Annotated in this window: 19 protein-coding genes and 1 pseudogene; 14 read left to right on the top strand and 6 right to left on the bottom strand. The window is 44.5% G+C overall.

All coding sequences use genetic code 11. The annotated features are described in order from the left end of the window. Positions 1–64 precede the first annotated feature (64 nt). Together QUB12_RS26190 and QUB12_RS26185 are read right to left on the bottom strand one after the other, a co-directional pair. A complete protein-coding gene (locus QUB12_RS26190; RefSeq protein WP_333138632.1) occupies positions 65–511 on the bottom strand; it encodes an NADAR family protein in 447 nt (148 codons plus the stop codon). Positions 512–559: 48 nt separating this feature from the next. Further along, positions 560–961 carry a hypothetical protein gene (locus QUB12_RS26185; protein ID WP_333138630.1) on the bottom strand — a complete coding sequence of 134 codons (402 nt, stop codon included), beginning with the start codon at positions 959–961 and terminating at the stop codon, positions 560–562. A 433-nt stretch (positions 962–1,394) separates the two neighbouring features. Here QUB12_RS26185 and QUB12_RS26180 point away from each other — a divergent pair, with 433 nt between their 5' ends. The 8 genes from QUB12_RS26180 (at position 1,395) to QUB12_RS26145 (ending at position 7,890) form a co-directional block, all read left to right on the top strand. Then, entirely contained in the window at positions 1,395–2,474 is a 1,080-nt protein-coding gene (locus QUB12_RS26180) for a dipeptide epimerase (RefSeq protein ID WP_333309130.1), read from the top strand. Positions 2,475–2,569: 95 nt separating this feature from the next. Then, on the top strand, positions 2,570–3,352 hold the full coding sequence (locus tag QUB12_RS26175) for a Uma2 family endonuclease (RefSeq protein WP_333309128.1): 783 nt from the start codon (positions 2,570–2,572) through the stop codon (positions 3,350–3,352). 73 nt (positions 3,353–3,425) lie between these two features. Then, positions 3,426–4,475 carry a DUF1611 domain-containing protein gene (locus QUB12_RS26170; RefSeq protein WP_333309127.1) on the top strand — a complete coding sequence of 350 codons (1,050 nt, stop codon included), beginning with the start codon at positions 3,426–3,428 and terminating at the stop codon, positions 4,473–4,475. 43 nt (positions 4,476–4,518) lie between these two features. Then, positions 4,519–5,160: a type I restriction endonuclease gene (locus QUB12_RS26165; RefSeq protein ID WP_333138622.1), complete on the top strand. Its 642-nt coding sequence runs from the start codon at positions 4,519–4,521 to the stop codon at positions 5,158–5,160. Positions 5,161–5,169: 9 nt separating this feature from the next. Then, positions 5,170–5,685 (top strand): cupin domain-containing protein, encoded by a 516-nt coding sequence (locus QUB12_RS26160; protein WP_333138620.1) that lies wholly within the window; start codon positions 5,170–5,172, stop codon positions 5,683–5,685. After that, positions 5,682–6,152, top strand: a complete 471-nt coding sequence (locus QUB12_RS26155) for a GNAT family N-acetyltransferase (RefSeq protein WP_333309125.1) — start codon at positions 5,682–5,684, stop codon at positions 6,150–6,152. The genes QUB12_RS26160 and QUB12_RS26155 overlap by 4 nt, the downstream gene beginning before the upstream one ends. A gap of 1,049 nt (positions 6,153–7,201) precedes the next feature. After that, positions 7,202–7,489, top strand: a complete 288-nt coding sequence (locus QUB12_RS26150; RefSeq protein WP_333101688.1) for an NfeD family protein — start codon at positions 7,202–7,204, stop codon at positions 7,487–7,489. Positions 7,490–7,602: 113 nt separating this feature from the next. After that, a complete protein-coding gene (locus tag QUB12_RS26145) occupies positions 7,603–7,890 on the top strand; it encodes an NfeD family protein (RefSeq protein ID WP_333138613.1) in 288 nt (95 codons plus the stop codon). Positions 7,891–8,064: 174 nt separating this feature from the next. Here the strand turns inward: QUB12_RS26145 and QUB12_RS26140 are convergent, their stop codons facing one another. Next, a complete protein-coding gene (locus QUB12_RS26140; RefSeq protein ID WP_333138611.1) occupies positions 8,065–9,195 on the bottom strand; it encodes an Rpn family recombination-promoting nuclease/putative transposase in 1,131 nt (376 codons plus the stop codon). Positions 9,196–9,344: 149 nt separating this feature from the next. Here QUB12_RS26140 and QUB12_RS26135 point away from each other — a divergent pair, with 149 nt between their 5' ends. Then, positions 9,345–9,719 (top strand): type II toxin-antitoxin system RelE/ParE family toxin, encoded by a 375-nt coding sequence (locus tag QUB12_RS26135; RefSeq protein WP_333138609.1) that lies wholly within the window; start codon positions 9,345–9,347, stop codon positions 9,717–9,719. Further along, positions 9,716–10,042, top strand: coding sequence for an XRE family transcriptional regulator (locus tag QUB12_RS26130; RefSeq protein WP_333138608.1), 327 nt, complete (start codon positions 9,716–9,718; stop codon positions 10,040–10,042). Before QUB12_RS26135 ends, QUB12_RS26130 begins: the two co-directional genes overlap by 4 nt. Positions 10,043–10,098: 56 nt before the next feature. Here QUB12_RS26130 and QUB12_RS26125 read toward each other — a convergent pair whose 3' ends face one another. Next, the gene (locus QUB12_RS26125; protein ID WP_333197377.1) at positions 10,099–10,269 is read right to left on the bottom strand and encodes a hypothetical protein; all 171 of its coding nucleotides are present in this window, start codon (positions 10,267–10,269) and stop codon (positions 10,099–10,101) included. Between the two features lie 149 nt (positions 10,270–10,418). Here QUB12_RS26125 and QUB12_RS26120 point away from each other — a divergent pair, with 149 nt between their 5' ends. The 3 genes from QUB12_RS26120 (at position 10,419) to QUB12_RS26110 (ending at position 14,684) form a co-directional block, all read left to right on the top strand. Then, complete coding sequence (locus QUB12_RS26120) at positions 10,419–12,767, top strand: NACHT domain-containing protein (RefSeq protein ID WP_333138604.1); 2,349 nt, start codon at positions 10,419–10,421, stop codon at positions 12,765–12,767. A gap of 112 nt (positions 12,768–12,879) precedes the next feature. Beyond that, on the top strand, positions 12,880–13,758 hold the full coding sequence (gene glyQ / locus QUB12_RS26115; protein WP_242720870.1) for a glycine--tRNA ligase subunit alpha: 879 nt from the start codon (positions 12,880–12,882) through the stop codon (positions 13,756–13,758). A gap of 158 nt (positions 13,759–13,916) precedes the next feature. Continuing rightward, positions 13,917–14,684 carry an ATP-binding cassette domain-containing protein gene (locus QUB12_RS26110; protein WP_333138603.1) on the top strand — a complete coding sequence of 256 codons (768 nt, stop codon included), beginning with the start codon at positions 13,917–13,919 and terminating at the stop codon, positions 14,682–14,684. A 258-nt stretch (positions 14,685–14,942) separates the two neighbouring features. Here the strand turns inward: QUB12_RS26110 and QUB12_RS26105 are convergent, their stop codons facing one another. Both QUB12_RS26105 and QUB12_RS26100 read right to left on the bottom strand, forming a co-directional pair. Continuing rightward, positions 14,943–16,214 carry an MFS transporter gene (locus tag QUB12_RS26105; protein WP_333138601.1) on the bottom strand — a complete coding sequence of 424 codons (1,272 nt, stop codon included), beginning with the start codon at positions 16,212–16,214 and terminating at the stop codon, positions 14,943–14,945. A 117-nt stretch (positions 16,215–16,331) separates the two neighbouring features. Further along, positions 16,332–16,508: a ribbon-helix-helix protein, CopG family gene (locus tag QUB12_RS26100; protein ID WP_333138599.1), complete on the bottom strand. Its 177-nt coding sequence runs from the start codon at positions 16,506–16,508 to the stop codon at positions 16,332–16,334. A gap of 34 nt (positions 16,509–16,542) precedes the next feature. Between QUB12_RS26100 and QUB12_RS26095 the strand changes: the two are divergent. Next, positions 16,543–16,973 (top strand): annotated as a pseudogene (locus tag QUB12_RS26095) (RNA-guided endonuclease TnpB family protein); the annotation flags it as partial.

The following is a 16,973-nucleotide window of genomic DNA, read 5'->3' as shown; positions in this document are numbered from 1 at the left end:
ACGAGCATTGCAGGACTTAGGATTAAATAAGTCCTGCTTTAGTTTGGGAAATTTAAGTTCTGTTTTACTCTGACGTGCGTTTTCGCAATATTTCCCTTACTTCCATTAAAATCTGGCCCAACATATTTTTGCCGCTGCCATCTTTACCGCAACCCCAATAGTAATCAACCGGGGAATTTTCGACTATTTCCTCATCCGCAGTAGCTAGTAAAATTTCTCTAATTTCGGAATGAGTTTCAAATTTTCGGAGTACGGCTTTTCTCATGATATCATCTTTTACTTTTTCCCAATCTTTGCGGAGGGGACGAGAGCGATCGCGCCCCATTTTTGCGGCATCTTTCGGCGTTTTTGCTTGGCGAATTTGGTCACAATGAGCCGTTTGGGGAAACTTTTGTGCTTGAAAATAATGCTCAGTAGTTGGCCAATATTCTCCGTCTAACTCGAATCCATGAGTGGAAAAATTAGAAAAACAGCCGTATTCGCTGCCAGTGGTGTAGAAGTAGATAGGCATAAAGTCTGCGATTTCTATTTCGTTAATAATCTTGGTTGATCGTCAGTTTTACCTCTCTCGATTATCCACTATCTTCAACCGCAAATCAATAGTTTCAAGATGGGAACCGATGTAAGACAGCAGGGCGTAAATGAATACGATCACCCCTACCCTTTCCATAATTTCCTCAACAGAAGTCATCAAACCGTACATCAAGTTTCGCTGACCTACCGCATCTGCATAATAGCCAGTAACCATTTCCATGCCAAGTGCTCCACCGACATATATACTGCCTGCCAGTAAAAAACAATCCCTTGTTTTCCGGGGTAGGTGCAGGAGAAACTTGAGATAAGCCAGCCCAGTAACCACCACAAAAAGCGCCCCCGGAATTACCCAAATGAAGTAAAAAAATCCTCCTAAATGCAGTGCTTTTCCCAAATCGTTAATAATTAATATTTCGTGCAGACTCAAGATTTCATGTCAACAAAAAAATCCAAACATGAACCCCAGCGCTTTCCATTGCCCAAAATAGCGATCGCCCTGCTTCTTCTTAGCCGTAGCAATAATACCTAGCCAAATCGCGCAAAACAGCAAAGTAAATGACGAGTACCACGAAGGATAATTTATTTATCTGTCTAATTTAAATCAACTAATCCAGCGTTCTTAATAGTTAAAAACGTAGCGCAGAACTTGTATGATGCAACCAGCAACAGCAAAGAATAGAACCCAAATGCTGAGAGAGAAAGCAACTCTCTTCGGCGAAACAGAAATAAGGAATTTCCTCAACTTTTTGATAAACTAGAACAAGCAAAATCAAACTCTAAAGTAAAAAGTTAAAAATGGCAATAGCGGCGCAATCCGCCACCTCTGATTTTTATCTATAAAAAATTACCAATCACTGACAATGCACCTTCAAATTGAAACCTTCACTGTCCGCAAGCGGTTTGCCCTTACCATCAGCCGCGGTACAACAGCCCAAAGTACCAATTTATGGGTAAAATTAGCACACGAAGGCATCGAAGGCTGGGGAGAAGCTTCGCCGTTTTCCACAGGTTCTCGACCCCAAACTACCGAAATTCTGCTAGCCGCATTGCAGGAAGTTGCACCGCTGCTAGAAAAGTTTACTCCGTGCGATCGCCAAAAAATCGAACAAGTATTAACAGAGGTCAACTTACCCTCAGCCGCCCGCGCCGGCATCGACATGGCAATGCACGACTGGCTGGGCAAAAAAGCCGGCTTGCCCCTGTGGAAAATGTGGGGATTAGATCGATCGCGCATCGTGCCCACCTCCGTCACAATCGGCATTAATTCGCCGAGGAGTGCAAGAGAAAGAGTGCGCGATTGGTTTGGTAAAGATGCGACAGATCCAGCAAGCATCAAATACCGCGCCGTTAAGGTTAAATTAGGAAATCCCGAAGGAATCGAAGCCGACAAAGCTATGTTAACAGCAGTGCTAGAGGAAGCACCAGTTAACATTCAAATCAGTGTAGATGCTAACGGCGGTTGGAGTTTAAAAGATGCAGCCCAGATGTGTCACTGGCTGGAAAAATACCAGATAAATTATGTCGAACAGCCGCTTTCACCCGTCGCCGATATGGATGATTTTTCAGAACTGTACCGTCAATCGCCGCTGCCAATTTTTGCTGATGAAAGTTGCTTTAATAGTTCCGATATACCCAAGTTAGCGCACTGCGTCCACGGCATCAATATCAAAATGATGAAGTCAGGCGGATTGACCGAAGCAATGCGGATGATTCACACGGCAAAAGCCTGCAATTTGCAAGTAATGTTCGGCTGCTATTCAGATAGCGCGATCGCAAATACAGCAGCAGCACAACTTTCACCACTAGCTGACTATTTGGATTTGGACAGTCACTTAAATTTATTAGACGATCCTTTCACCGGTGCGATCGTCGAAAATGGGTGTTTGCTGCCAAACGGGCGATCGGGATTGGGAGTGCGGCGAATTGACCTTGTAGAATAGAAGTATCGTTAAACAGTTGACAGTTGACAGTTGACAGTTGGCAGTTGACAGTTGACAGTTGACAGTTGACAGATAAAAATAAATCTGGAGATAGTATGATACCAGTAGAATCAATTGGACAGGGAATCGATCGAGAAGCCAAGCTTTTCTTTGAAGAACACCAGCCGCCGACTGATTTAATTTTTGATGATGGTGCAGAAATGGAAAGCAACCGCCACCGTATAGCAATGACCGTTTTAATCCGTTCCGTAGAACAAGGTTTAGCTAACCGGAACGATTTTTTTGTCGGTGGCAATATGTTTATTTATTACAGCGCTAAACAGATTCGGAATCAGGATTTCCGAGGCCCGGATTTTTTCGCTGTGTTGGGTGTTGACAGCAATACTTCCCGACAAGGCTGGGTAGTTTGGGAAGAAAACGGACGTTACCCGGATGTCATTGTGGAACTGCTGTCGCCGTCAACGGCAAATCAGGACACAGGCAAAAAAAAGGATATTTACGAGCAGGTTTTTAGAACTCCTGATTACTTTGTTTTCGATCCTTTCGAGCCGAATTCTTTGCAAGGATGGCGTTTAGATGTCACCCTGCGTTATCAGCCGTTAGTGCCCAACGAGCGGGGTTGGCTGTGGTGCGAAACCCTAGGTTTTTGGTTGGGCACTTGGGAAGGAATTGTCGATCGAGAAACAGCGACTTGGGTGCGTTTTTTCGATGAATCTGGCAATTTAGTTTTGTTGCCAGAGGAAGCCGCTCAACAGCAAGCCGAAGCCGCTCAACAGCAAGCGGAACAGGAACGCCAGCGAGCCTCGCGACTAGAGGCCAGATTGCGAGAATTGGGAGAAGATCCGAGTGATCTTACCCTGAACCCAAATCACAGCTAACACCTAATCGATTTTAGATTTTAGATTTTAGATTGAAGCTAAAATCTAAAATCCCCCTCTTGAAAGTGAATCAATGACTAAAAACTATCCGATCAAAAATGGTAAAGTTGCAATCCTGCTGCACGAGGGTATTCTTGGTTCTTCCGGCAAAACAGGTTTAGCATTTTTGCGCTACAGCGAAGCACAAATTGTAGCAGTAATAGACCGCCAATGTGCCGGACAATCTTTACCAGAATTAACGGGCATTCCTCAACAAGTACCGATAGTTGCGTCCGTTGCAGAAGCACTGAAATTTGCGCCGGATATTCTGCTAATTGGTATCGCTCCTTCCGGCGGTGTTTTGCCGGCAGAATGGCTGCCAGAAATTAATCAAGCGGTAGCAGCCGGTTTGTCAGTTGTCAACGGTTTGCACGCGAAACTTGCACCTTTGATAACAGTTCCTTTAACCGAAAATCAATGGATTTGGGACGTGCGTCAGGAACCGAAATCTGTCGGTGCGATCGCCGATGCCGCCGCTGCTAAATTAAGCTGCCGCCGCGTGTTAACCGTCGGCACAGATATGAGCGTTGGCAAAATGTCAACCAGTTTAGAACTCAATCGCACTTGCTTGCAGCGGGGTTTGCGTTCCAAATTTTTGGCAACGGGACAAACGGGTTTAATGATTGGAAATGAAGGCCTTCCTTTGGATGCAGTGCGAGTTGATTTTGCGGCTGGTGCTGTCGAAGAAATGGTGATTAAATTGGGTTCTGAGTGCGATATTCTGCACGTAGAAGGGCAAGGTTCGCTATTGCATCCGGGTTCGACGGCGACTCTGCCGCTGCTGCGGGGTTCGCAGCCAACTCACTTAATTTTAGCCCACCGAGCCGGACAAACTAGCATTCGCAATCACCCGCACGTATCGATTCCCAGGTTATCAAAAGTGGTTGAATTGTACGAAATGTTAGCTGCTGCTGCGGGTGCTTTTGCAGGGGGAAAAGTGAGCGCGATCGCCCTCAACACTCATCACTTAAATGAGGCAAATGCGCTGTTAGCAATAGCTGAAGTTCAAGCAGAAACGGGATTGCCTTGTACCGATCCGGTAAGGTTTGGCGCGGAGGTTTTGTGGGAGGCGATCGACAGTTGATATGCTACAATTAACACCAACCAGCAAATAGCTACATAAAACTATGACACAAAGCATTCAAGCAAAAACACTGACACTGCTAGATGTCGAAACAAAATTTAATTTTCAACTTTGTGAAGATGAGCAATTCTTCCGGGAGTGGATTGACGATTTACCGGAAATTAGCGATGACAAAAAGCGAGCGCTCGACAACGTAAAAGCAGGTTATATCAACAGTGTCAAGTACGCGATGCTGGAAGATACCGTAAAAATGGTGGTACTGGCTCCCTTGCTATTTTTAGCAGATTTCTACTTGACTCCGTTTCATATAGAGGCAGAAAAATCAGTAGAACTGACTATTGAAGATGAAGATACAATTGTCAGGGGTAGCATCGATGTCCTGCTATTGCTGAAATCTTTTTGGGTAGTTGCGATCGAAGCCAAACGCTCTCAATATTCCGTTGAAGCTGGGCTTCCTCAGTTACTATTTTATATGCTGAATGACCCCAGCCCAGAACCAGTAACATTTGGGCTTCTGACAAATGGCAGCAGCTTTCGATTTATCAAAGTGACCAAACAAGGCACACCGCAGTATGCCGTGTCTAAACTTTTCGATATTGGGAGTCCAGGAAACGAACTTTACGAAGTCTTTCGCATTTTGAAGCAGCTAGCTGGTATAATTTCCAGTAACACCTCTTATACTTAAATACATAATATGGAACTAGATTCTGAAAGTAACAATAAATTCACTAAAGCTCACTTTGACTTTAACAATTTGCCCCAACTCACCAACCCTTGGCGACAGCTAAATCTACAAGGAGTAGCTTTAGGTTTGATTCGCTTGCCTGCTGGCGATGGCTACACATTTACTCACAGCCACGCAGAACAAGAAGAAGTTTATATTGTAGTTGAAGGCAAAGGCCTGATGGTTGTAGATGGGGAACTATTGACACTTGAGGGCGGCGATATTGTGAGAGTTTCTCCCGCAGCAAAGAGAGCATTAAAAGCTGCTGAAAATACAGCCTTGTTTGTTATCTGTACTGGAGGATTGGCTGCAGGTTATCCCAAGCAGCCCAACGCGCGCTATCTGATAGATGATGGAATTCCCGATTATGACGATGTTCCGCCTTGGTATAAGGGAAATCCCGAAATTGCCGAGAGAAATGTGCGGTTAAAAGAAAGGATGTTGAAAGCTCAATCCAAACGAGACAGTCAACAGGAATCACAATGAATGAAAGTTCTTTTTCGTTGCCGCCACAATGCGTTATCCGCCCGGCCTGTGCTCAAGACATCAAATCAATTAGAATCTTAGTGTGGAGCGCCAGACTCGATCCAACTCAGTTGCGCTGGGAGCAATTCTGGGTCATCCAATGCGAGGGAAAATTGGCAGCTTGCGGACAGTTGCGGAAATTTGCGGGGGCGCAAGAATTGGGCAGTTTGGTGGTGGCGAAAAATTGGCGCGATCGAGGTTTGGGAAGTTACCTCACAAAATATTTAATTCAACAAGCTACAGAACCGCTATATTTAGAATGTTTGGGAAAGCGACTCGCATCATTTTATACTCGCTTTGGCTTCGTAGAAGTTTCCGTACAAGAATTGCCACAGTCGCTTAAATTAAAGTTCGCTTTGTCTCAATTAGCTAAAACTTTATTCAAAATTCCTGTAACAATTATGCAGTATCCAGCAGGTTGTCTATAAGTATGACTTTTATGAATTTAAGATTCTGAATTTATGAATGGATTTTAAGTTCGACCTGTTCAATAATTGGATAACAGGGTGCGATCGACCTGCATCGATCAAAAACTCCTACCGCCTCCTGATATCTGCGTAACTCTCGATCGCCTATTAGACCTCTTGCAAAAATAATTAGGACGGGCTCTCCGGCCCATCCCACAAGAGTTATTTTTTCTTGGGAGATGGGCCGGAGAGCCCGTCCCATCAATTGATGAAAAGGATTTTTGCAAGAGGTCTATTGTCTAGGCCTAAATAGGTAGGTACACCTCAATATCGCATGGGGAGGGCGGGTGAGTTGCCAAGTTTACTTGCTTATATCATAGATCCGCTTACGGGCCCCTAATGGCGCACTGGGTGTCAGAAACCGGGTTTTTAGGGGTTTGGTGCGTCAGTTACGGACTAGATATGTATGGATATTCCGGATTGGGCGATCGAGACTGCGTAAGCTCATAATTCACTGTTGGCGGTAGTCCAGTTGGCTAAATTGGCACAGCCAGCAGCCTGATAGGTAGGCAGAAACCTCTGCAAAATCGTTGTTTGCAGGTTTCTCAGTGTCATGTGCCAGTACCAGACTCGGAAAGTGGACTGGCGATCGCCCCAAAGATATTGGACTCCTGGCAAATTAGTAAGTGTAAAGCAAGTGAGTCACAACCCAATCAAAACATAAAACCCAAAAATAAAACATTTTCACAGCAGCAGTAATGCGGAATCAGCCAATCTCTAATGTAGCTAACAACATCTACCCTTAAGGTAAATCCCACCAACTGCTCAACCACTAAATCCTTAATTCAATACCTCGGAATTACGGGATTTAGACTCCCCGCAACCGCTTCTCAAATCCCCTCAACATTTCAAAAATTCTTTGCCTTTTATCCTGATAAAACCACGGAAGGCAAGAACAATGAAATATCAAGGCAATCAATCAATCTTAACCGAGGAAATGCAGCCTCTCAAATAGCATAAACCGACAATTACACATCCCCATATATTTTAACACAACAGGAGTAAATATCATGTTCAACGTAGTAAAAGCTTTCGGCTCGATTTTCTCTACCCAAGGATACAGCACAGCTAACAATATGCTTATCAAAAATTACGTCAACACCAATTTTAACTACTTCAACGAAGAAGCTGTCGTCGATGAATCGATTTACCCGAATCAAACAGGTCGCGTCCGCTTTCAAGGTAGCTGGTGGCCCGCACGGTGCGATCGCCAAATCACCCTCACACCGGGAGACACGGTTTATGTCATCGGCGTTGACAACATCACTCTGTTAGTTTCCCTCGCTCCGGCAGACTAAATCAGAGCATGAGAGACCTGGTAATCAATTTCAACCAGGAAATGCTACTTTTCAAAGAGCCTCAAATAGGCCATAAAACTTCGATATATTTTAACACAAAAGGAGTCAACAAAATGTTTAACGTAGTAAAAGCTTTCGGTTCTATTTTTTCTCTTCACACCTACAGCACAGAAAAGAATATCTTAATGGATAACTACATCAACACCAATTTCCACTACTTCAACGAAGAAGCAGTAGTTGATGAATCGATTTACCCGAATCAAACAGGTCGCGTCCGCTTCCAAGGTAGCTGGTGGCCCGCACGGTGCGATCGCCAAATCACCCTCACACCGGGAGACACGGTTTATGTCATCGGCGTTGACAACATCACTCTGTTAGTTTCCCTCGCTCCTGCAAACTAAACTAGAAAGTAATCTCAACTTTTTCACTGTCTGAGCCCCGACTTATTCAAGAAGTCGGGGTTCTGACTATTCTGTTTTTTTGTGGCTATTTGGCGATCGCTTCCACTCAACATCTGACGCAAGACAGCAATATCTGCCTCAGTTTATTTGCCAGTAGAAATATGGCCGATCGCGCTACAATAAAATGGCATTTTTGAGAGCTTGTTTGTTGAGGCGATCGCCGAGTTGAGATTCGCTACTTTCTCGGGTGACTGCTGCTTTTTCTGATGCCTTAGCGATCGGTAGTGGTTCGAGCAGTTGGGCTTGAGCTTCCTGAATTGAAGGGTAATTTTCAGCCCAGGATGAAATCGCTTCTGAAAGGACATCGATATCATCGGATAAGGGTTCAATTAGCTGCGCTAGTTCGGTTAATTGTTCGACCCCGAAGAGCGATCGCTGCTGAGTTAATAGTTCGATAAACGAGTCGATATTTTGTTCGGGGAGTGACATCGATTCCCGTTGGATTTTGTTAATTGTTTGGCGAACAAATTCGAGAGACAAATCTAATAATTGCGCGATCGTCTCTAAATTTATCCCCAACCCTATCGTGCGACGAATGGCTTCTAACTTCGCCTGCCGCTCACCTTGTTCGAGTCCTTCTTCTAAACCTTCTTGCTTGACTTCCTGGTAAAATCGAGTTTGTCTGAGTTCGCTTAAATTCAACATGGCGGCAATTTCCTCGCGGCTTTTCTGGGGGAGTTTGTAGACGATAATTGTTTCGATGAGGTTAATTAAATCGCGTTGAACGGTGGGATCGGATATCTGTTGTCGGGCCATTGCGATCGACTGGCGTGCTTGTTCTGCTGCTGTCTCTGCTGGCTCGATTACCAGTTTAACAACTTTGACTCCCAGCGATCGATCTGCGGCTTCTGGCAATTCATCGAGGTAAATCCGTTGGACGCGCTGACTCGTTAAGAGTTCCTGAAATTGCAGCATCTGTTCGTGTTCGATGCGGCGATTGGGATAGATGACAACCACGCGCCAAGGATTGAGGGGTTTGTATTGTCGCAGATAGAGAAAGAGTTCGCCAAAGATGCGGTAGTACAAGTCGGCATCGGGTTGAAACTGAACTTCAGCCAAGTAAAATGGTTTTTCAGGTTCTTCGGTTTTGGGGAGAAATAAGCCATCGATGCGGAATGCGAGTTGTTTGATTTCGCGGGAGGTGAATTCATAGGCGGTGGCTTCGTCTGGGGAACGATCTATCAGTTCAAAGAAGAAGCGGGGAAATTCCTGAAACAGGCTGTAGAAAATGGTGTCTGTTTTCATGAGTTGTCGATGCGAATCGAAGATGGGTACTATACCATGCCGAGAGAGAACTATGACACAAGAACCCATTATGGGAGAAATCGATTTTTAGGCAGGGCAACATTTTATGCTATTGTCAAACTTGATTTTTACAGGAAATTTGGTATAAAATGGTCGATAACAAAGATACTATAGAAGTGCCTTTACGACCTCTTGTTTGGATGGGAGACTCTCGCAAAAATATCCGCGAGTTTCCTGAAGAGGTACAAAAAGCGGTAGGTTATGCGCTACAACTGGTGCAAGCTGGGGAAACACCTTTGTCAGCCAAGCCCTTTAAAGGGGTGGAAAGCGGTGTGTATGAAATCGTCAAACGTTACGATACGGATACTTACAGGGCGGTTTATGCTCTCAAGATTGGTGACAAAATCTATGTGTTGCACGCTTTTCAGAAGAAATCAAAGCAAGGGATTAAAACCCCACAGGCTGATGTTGACTTAATTAAAAAACGCTATCAAGACGCACTAGCGAGGGAGGAACAATTATGACAGAAGAAACCATTTTTGAAGAAAGCAGCGGTAATGTATTTGCTGACCTTGGATTGGCAGATGCTGACGAACTTTTGGCGCGGGGTAAAATCGGAATTCAGGTACTTCGTCTGTTGAAACAGCGCAACTTGGAACAGCGTGAAATGAGCGAGTTACTGGGCATTCCACAACCAGAAGTCTCTCATTTAATGGAGGGAGAGTTTCAACGGTTCAGCGAGGGAAAACTACTGCTTTTCCTCAAGCGACTCGATACGGAAATTACTTTACATCTTCGCCCTCGTAATAAGGGAAATCAATCTGCTGAAATTGCGATCTCGCTATAGGACTTTGGGGAACCGATCGCCCTGTTGAATTTTTTCGCAAAGGCGATCGGGGACTTCTAGCTTTTATCTATTTCACTCTCCTCATCTTTCTGCAACGCAGCCAAGATTTGAAAGCACAGCCGAAGCAGAAAGAGCAGAAATCCTGCTTGGGGATTGAGCCAGGTGGCAACACCCACTACAGTAAACTCGATTACTTTGAGCCATTTTTTCTTATTTGAACTCTTCATGTTGGTCATCTTTGTTGAAACTCTCAACAATCTGCCAAATGCAAGATAGGAGGCTGGTTTTAGATACGATCGCCTACCGCTCAGGTTATGTACAAGTTTGTCCAAGTTACGATCGCGTCGCTATAATTGGAGAAACCTGAAACCACTACATGACAGAACGTACCGGGCGATCTCTGAGGTTATCGCCAACTCAACTGAAAAACGCGGACAGCGCATTAGCAAAATTTGGTAGCAAATCCGATTTGGCTGCTGAATTAAAGATGTCGCGTACTACCATCCACAAATTTTTCAAAGGTGAAGCTGTTCAGCGCAAGCAGTTTCTTTGCATCTGCAAAAAGCTCAAACTGAAATGGGAACCCGACGCTGAACAGGTTCAGGAGAAAGGTAAACCACCGAATTCACTGTCAAATCTGCCTGCCGAGAGCGTCAAAGATCCTGTTGATGCGTTGGTTCAGCAGGTACGATCGCGCCTCCACGATGACATCCAACCCTTGCACGGCAGAATGCCGCTTTGGGGTGTCGATCGTTGCGTGCCGTTGAGTGACTTGTTTGTGGATGTCAATATTCTGGAGGAACTCAGTAGTAGTCGTAGATCGGAATTGGATGACTTGTGGCAGGACTTTAGCCAAAATCGCAGCTACCGCAGTTTCGATCGCATTGGTTTGGGCAAAAAGCTAAAACGGGTATCAGGTTTAAAGGTGCTGGCAAAGAATGCGAACCTGATGGTAGTGGGCAAACCGGGTTCGGGAAAGACCACGTATTTGCAGCGAGTGGTGATGGAGTGCAACGCAGGTAATTTACAAGCGCACCGCATTCCGGTTTTGATTAAACTGCGAGATTTTGTCGAGGATGGGGGTGAGGTTGCCTACTCGCTAGAGCGTTATCTAGAAGGGTGCTGGCGGTTATCGGATGCCGAAACTCAATTGGCGTTAGATCGAGGTCGGGCGCTGGTGCTGCTGGATGGGTTGGATGAAGTGACGGGAGAAGATGGGAAGAGCATCGCCAAGGAAATCAAGCGGTTTGCTCGCACTTATCCGCAGGTGCAGGTAATTGTGACCTGTCGAACGCAGAGTCAGGAATCACAGTTTGAGCGATTTGATTATGTGGAAGTAGCTGATTTTAATGAGTCGCAGGTGCGATCGTTTTCAGAACATTGGTATAAGGCGGTGATGCGGGATGAGTCGGGGGGACTGGCAAAAGCGAAGGAGTTTTTAGAACAACTATTTTTAGAGGCAAATAAGCCGATTCGGGACTTGGCAATTACGCCGATTTTGCTGAGTTTGACTTGTGCAGTGTTTCACCCGACGGGGAAGTTTCACTCGAAGCGTTCTAAGCTTTATGAAGAAGGGTTGAAGTTATTGCTGGAGCAATGGGATAAGGATCGGGCGATCGATCGGGATGAAATTTATCGTGATTTGTTGCTAGAGCGGAAGCTGGAGTTATTGAGCTTTCTAGCAGTGAAGAAGTTTGAGCAAGAGCAATATGTGTTGTTTGAGCAGGCGGAAATTGAGAGATATATTGCGGAGTTTTTGGGAATTGGGCAGCGGGATAGTCGATCGGTGTTGAGGGCGATGGAAGCGCAGCATGGATTGTTGATTGAGCGATCGCAACAAATATGGTCATTTTCGCACTTGACATTTCAAGAATTTCTTGTAGCAAAATGGTTCATTCAGCATCAAGATTTGCAGCAACTCATTTGTTATATGTATCAAGGACATTGGAAGGAGGTATTCCCACTAATCGTAAGTATGTTATCAGCTTCTGATTCAGAAAAGTTATTGACATTGCTCCAAGATCGTATTAATGATTTAATTAAACATAATAAGCAGCTTCAAAAATTCTTGCTTTGGGCACAAAATAAAACTGATTCTCTCCGAGATGCCCGATATAAACCAGCAGCCATACGGTCATTTTATATTTATTTTGCAGAGATTCATTTTAATTGTATTCAATATTTTCTTCATCCTGCTATTAGGGATATTCTTGCCTATAAAATCGATCCTAATTTTAGGCAAGATGTAGCTGATAGTTACAAACGCCACAATACCGCTCCTAGCGAATTTGTCTTTAGTCTGTCAAATGACATTGCAATTGATATTGCTTTTGCTCTTCTTTTTGATGCCGATGTTCTATTAACTTGGGCTATCAGGTATATGCAACAAGCTATAGTTGAGCTTGAAACCCCTCCTCAGTTAAAACTCGTTCTACAGTCTCTTATAGATGATATTTTACTTGCTCTAGTTACCTCACCTACAGAGTGGAAAAGATGTAGAAGTATAATGCGCTCTATCATGATTAAGTATCGTAACATTGGACAACATAAAAGATTTACTAATTCTCAGCAAAGTCTGTTTGACAAGTATTATAATGCCAATGTATTGTTGTGGAATTGCTTGCATTCAAGTAATTGCAGCTTCGCAATTAGGCAACAAATTGAAGACGCTCTACTATTACCGATCACGGAAATCGAAAAACGCAAACTGGAAAAAGCAGAGTAGGGCAATTCGCTATAAATCCTGTCTTATCTAATTTCGGCAGGGTTTATTTCAATAAACCGTGCCTTGAGTATGCTTAAATAATCTTAGACACTCGCTAACCATATTTAAACCAGTGAACTTTCAATCAGTCATTGCCACCTTAAACAAATTCTGGAGCGATCGCGGTTGCCTGATCGCCCAATCCTACGACACAGAAAAAGGTGCAGGAACCATGAATCCCCACACCTTTCTCAGAGCAATTGGCCCCGAACCTTGGTCAGTCGCCTACATAGAACCCTGTCGCCGCCCCACCGACGGACGCTACGGCGAAAATCCCAACCGCTTCCAACATTACTATCAATATCAAGTTTTAATTAAACCCTCTCCTCCCAATATCCAAGACATCTATTTAGACTCCCTCAGAGCATTAGGAATTCGCCCAGAAGACCACGACATTCGTTTCGTAGAAGACAACTGGGAATCGCCCACCCTCGGAGCTTGGGGGGTCGGCTGGGAAGTCTGGCTCGATGGCATGGAAATCACCCAATTTACCTACTTTCAACAGTGCGGTAGCATTGACTGTCGCCCCGTCTCCATTGAAATTACCTACGGACTAGAACGCCTCGCAATGTATCTCCAAGAAGTCGATGCCATGACGAAAATTCAGTGGAAAGATGGCATCACTTACGGCGACGTTCACCTGCAAGGAGAAATAGAACAGTGTACTTATAACTTTGAAGCTTCCAATCCCGAATTGCTGTTTACTCTATTTGGACTGTACGAGCAAGAAGCAGAACAATTGACCAAAAAAGGATTGGTTTTGCCTAGTCTTGATTATGTGCTAAAATGTTCTCACACTTTCAATTTACTCGATGCTAGAGGTGTGATTTCGGTAACGGAAAGAACCCGCTACATCACCAAAATTCGCAATTTGGCCCGGCGAGTTGCTCAGCTTTATTTGGAACAGCGCGAAAAACTGGGTTTTCCTTTAGAAAAAGCTGTAAAAGTTTGAGTTTGAGTTGGATTGTGGGGCGGGCATCTTGCCTGCCTTAAGAAGGGGCAAGATGCCCGTTCCACAAAGAGTGAGTTGGATTGGGGAGTGGGCATCTTGCCTGCCTCAAGAACGGGCAAGATGCCCGTTCCACGAAAGCCATATTTTTAATTAATTAAATGCCTAATTATTCGGAAAATAATACAGAAACAAATCCTCAACTGCGAATTGATAATGTTAGTTTAAAAACACCGATCGCCTCAAGTCATTTGTTGGAAAATATATCATTTCAGGTACAGAAGGGATCTCGCGTGGCAATTGTTGGCCCTTCAGGTGCGGGGAAAACAACGCTGTTGCGGTTGCTAAATCGGCTCAGCAGTCCCACCAGCGGCTCGATTTATCTGGAAAATACAGAATATCGCCAAATACCTGCGATCGAACTCCGCAAACAAATCACCCTCATCCTGCAAGAATCCAAGCTTTTGGGAATGTCGGTGCGAGAAGCATTGGCTTATCCTTTGAAGCTGCGGGGCGTGACTTCATCAAACATTGCTGAGAGAATTAGCGGGGCGATCGAACAACTGCACATACCCCAAGAATGGCTCAATCGCAGCGAATTCCAGCTTTCCACAGGCCAAAAACAGCTCGTGGCGATCGCCCGCGGCATCATCCTACAACCAAAAATCTTGCTTTTAGACGAGCCAACATCTGCCCTAGACGCAGGAAAAGCCGCCCACCTTTTGCAAGTATTGATACAGCTAACAAACGGCCAAACCACAATTGTAATGGTAAACCATCAATTAGAATTAGCCGAGCAATTTAGCACGCGAATTCTGCATTTACAGCGCGGAAAGCTCATCGAAGACTTGCCCTCTCATCAAATAAATTGGGTGCAACTGCGGCAAAATTTAATCCAAGCAGAAGCAGAAGCTCAACAAGAATGGTGAACAAACTAAAAAACATTTTCTGCGACTAGATACGCGGTGGAAATCCCAGAACCTTCTTCTAAATTCGCTTGGTTTAACCTCTGGTTGCGTAATTAATTTGGATGTTTTAACCGCAGAGGGCGCAGAGGGCGCAGAGAAAGAGAAGAGAAGAGATAAAGAGAGAAGTTTACCAATTGTTGAGGATTGCTAGAGATACAGTCAGATATTAGCTTTGGGAATGTTGTTTAATGTTGGCATTTGTGCTTTTACGCTAAATTGTTACTGCGGAATTAAACCCATTTTTTGATAAAGTGGCCGGACGAAGTTTTTTAAAGCTGGCAACTGTTTGGTAAAAACTATCGAGCCTAAAACACAAATTATACCTCCAATGATGACTGTATTGGGAGCGCCGATATAATTTGCCAATCCGCCGCCAACTAAATTCCCAAACGGTGTCACTCCAAAAAATGCCATCGTGTATATGCTCATCACTCTTCCGCGTTTGTCATCTTCCACAATTGTTTGCAAAAATGTGTTTCCTCCTGCAAATTGCAAAATGAAACCAAACCCCACAAACAACATCATGATTAATGACAGCCATAAGACGCGAGACAAACCCAAACCTATCAGCCCGAATCCCATAATTGCTGGTGAAATCGCAATCCATTTGCCGATGCCAACTACACTTTTGCGCGAAATCAAATAAATCGCCCCCCCAAAGGCTCCGACTCCCGAAGCAGCCATCAAAAAGCCTAGGGCTTCTGGGCCGCCGTGCAGGATTTTGGTAGCAAAAATCGGGACTAAAACTGTGTGGGACATTCCCGCAAAACTGACTAATGCTAATAGCAGTAAAATTGCTCGAATCGGGGGAAATCCGAAGGCATAAACGAATCCTTCTTTTAATCTTTGTAAGGGTTTGGTATTAGTTGCTGCAATATTACGGGCTTTGATCTGCATCGCTAATAAGCCTGCAATTACAGCGATGTAGCTGAGTCCGTCAATGAGAAAGCAATAACTTGGGCCGACTGTAGCTATCAGCAAACCTGCAATTGCTGGGCCGATTAATCTGGCCCCGTTGAACATGGAAGCGTTGAGGGCGATCGCATTTGCTAAATCTTCTTTCTTTTCTACAAGTTCCGGCACAAAAGCTTGCCGTGCCGGCGCGTCAAACGCATTAATTGCGCCTTGAAAGAAACTCAGTACCAGGATCTGCCAAATGTTAACGACTCCTGTTAGCGCTAAAAATGCTAGCGCTAAGGATTGAACCATCGCTAATATTTGAGTGGCAATTATGACTCGGTGGCGGTTCCAGCGATCGATTAAAACTCCTGCAAAAGGCAGTAAAATTAATGTGGGGATTTGACTTGTAAATCCCACCACGCCCAGCATCCAAGGTGAATCGCTCAAATTGTAGACAAGCCAAACAGTAGCGACTTGCGTCATCCAACTGCCAATCAGTGAGAGGCCTTGTCCTGCAAAAAACAGGCGATAATTTCTCGATCGCAGCGCTGGAGGAAGTTCTATTGTTTTGATTTTTGCTAGTAGATTCATGCTGCAAGTACGGCCTTAGCAATCCTATTTGATTGGTAAACATTTTTTTGGGGTAGCGTCCCTGAGCCTACCCCTAATTAGCGAAGGGCAATCATCGGGGGACGGCCCCTAGACTCATTATGACCGAAAAATTGGGTTTAAAGCCTCGTCCTTCGCTTGACGGCTTTTTTTGAGCTTAAGGCTTCTAATGAGCTCCCTTAGAGCATCTGATTTCGATCTACCGCGTGATTCGCAGTAAGATTCTAGCTTCTCAAACTCTTCATCAGTCAGCCTAAGAAATACGCTCTTTTTCATGGCAAAGTATAGCTAGATGATCTACAATAATAGCATGAAAACATTGAAGTTTAAGCTATATCAAAGCAAGCGGAATAGACACCTCAAGCGAAGTATCAATGCTGCCGGGGTGATCTACAACCATTGCATTGCACTCCATAAACGGTACTACCGAATGTGGGGAAAGCATTTGAATTGTGCAAAACTTCAATCGCATATTGCCAAACAGAGAAAGCGTAAAGCGTTCTGGCAAACGGTCGGCTCTCAAGCTGTGCAGGATATCTGCCAACGAATTGAGAAAGCCTACCAACTGTTTTTTAAGCATCACAAGAAAGGAGTTAGACCGCCCGGATTCAAGAAAGTTCGCAGATACAAATCGTTCACTCTCAAGCAAGCTGGCTACAAATTCTTAGGCGGCAATCGAATTAAGATTGGGAATCGCGTTTATCAGTATTGGAATTCCAGAGAGATAGAGGGGACGGTCAA

The sequence above is a fragment of the Microcoleus sp. B7-D4 genome (assembly GCF_036705125.1).
Lineage (GTDB): Bacteria > Cyanobacteriota > Cyanobacteriia > Cyanobacteriales > Microcoleaceae > Microcoleus.
Note: the sequence above shows the minus strand (reverse complement) of the source record. Positions and strands in the feature narration are given on the sequence as shown.

Coding starts and splice junctions, on each gene's coding strand:
- QUB12_RS26190 (WP_333138632.1), bottom strand. CDS start 511: ATGCCTATCTACTTCTACACCACTGGCAGCGAATACGGCTGTTTTTCT.
- QUB12_RS26180 (WP_333309130.1), top strand. CDS start 1,395: ATGCACCTTCAAATTGAAACCTTCACTGTCCGCAAGCGGTTTGCCCTT.
- QUB12_RS26175 (WP_333309128.1), top strand. CDS start 2,570: ATGATACCAGTAGAATCAATTGGACAGGGAATCGATCGAGAAGCCAAG.
- QUB12_RS26170 (WP_333309127.1), top strand. CDS start 3,426: ATGACTAAAAACTATCCGATCAAAAATGGTAAAGTTGCAATCCTGCTG.
- QUB12_RS26165 (WP_333138622.1), top strand. CDS start 4,519: ATGACACAAAGCATTCAAGCAAAAACACTGACACTGCTAGATGTCGAA.
- QUB12_RS26160 (WP_333138620.1), top strand. CDS start 5,170: ATGGAACTAGATTCTGAAAGTAACAATAAATTCACTAAAGCTCACTTT.
- QUB12_RS26155 (WP_333309125.1), top strand. CDS start 5,682: ATGAATGAAAGTTCTTTTTCGTTGCCGCCACAATGCGTTATCCGCCCG.
- QUB12_RS26150 (WP_333101688.1), top strand. CDS start 7,202: ATGTTCAACGTAGTAAAAGCTTTCGGCTCGATTTTCTCTACCCAAGGA.
- QUB12_RS26145 (WP_333138613.1), top strand. CDS start 7,603: ATGTTTAACGTAGTAAAAGCTTTCGGTTCTATTTTTTCTCTTCACACC.
- QUB12_RS26140 (WP_333138611.1), bottom strand. CDS start 9,195: ATGAAAACAGACACCATTTTCTACAGCCTGTTTCAGGAATTTCCCCGC.
- QUB12_RS26135 (WP_333138609.1), top strand. CDS start 9,345: ATGGTCGATAACAAAGATACTATAGAAGTGCCTTTACGACCTCTTGTT.
- QUB12_RS26130 (WP_333138608.1), top strand. CDS start 9,716: ATGACAGAAGAAACCATTTTTGAAGAAAGCAGCGGTAATGTATTTGCT.
- QUB12_RS26125 (WP_333197377.1), bottom strand. CDS start 10,269: ATGAAGAGTTCAAATAAGAAAAAATGGCTCAAAGTAATCGAGTTTACT.
- QUB12_RS26120 (WP_333138604.1), top strand. CDS start 10,419: ATGACAGAACGTACCGGGCGATCTCTGAGGTTATCGCCAACTCAACTG.
- QUB12_RS26110 (WP_333138603.1), top strand. CDS start 13,917: ATGCCTAATTATTCGGAAAATAATACAGAAACAAATCCTCAACTGCGA.
- QUB12_RS26105 (WP_333138601.1), bottom strand. CDS start 16,214: ATGAATCTACTAGCAAAAATCAAAACAATAGAACTTCCTCCAGCGCTG.
- QUB12_RS26100 (WP_333138599.1), bottom strand. CDS start 16,508: ATGAAAAAGAGCGTATTTCTTAGGCTGACTGATGAAGAGTTTGAGAAG.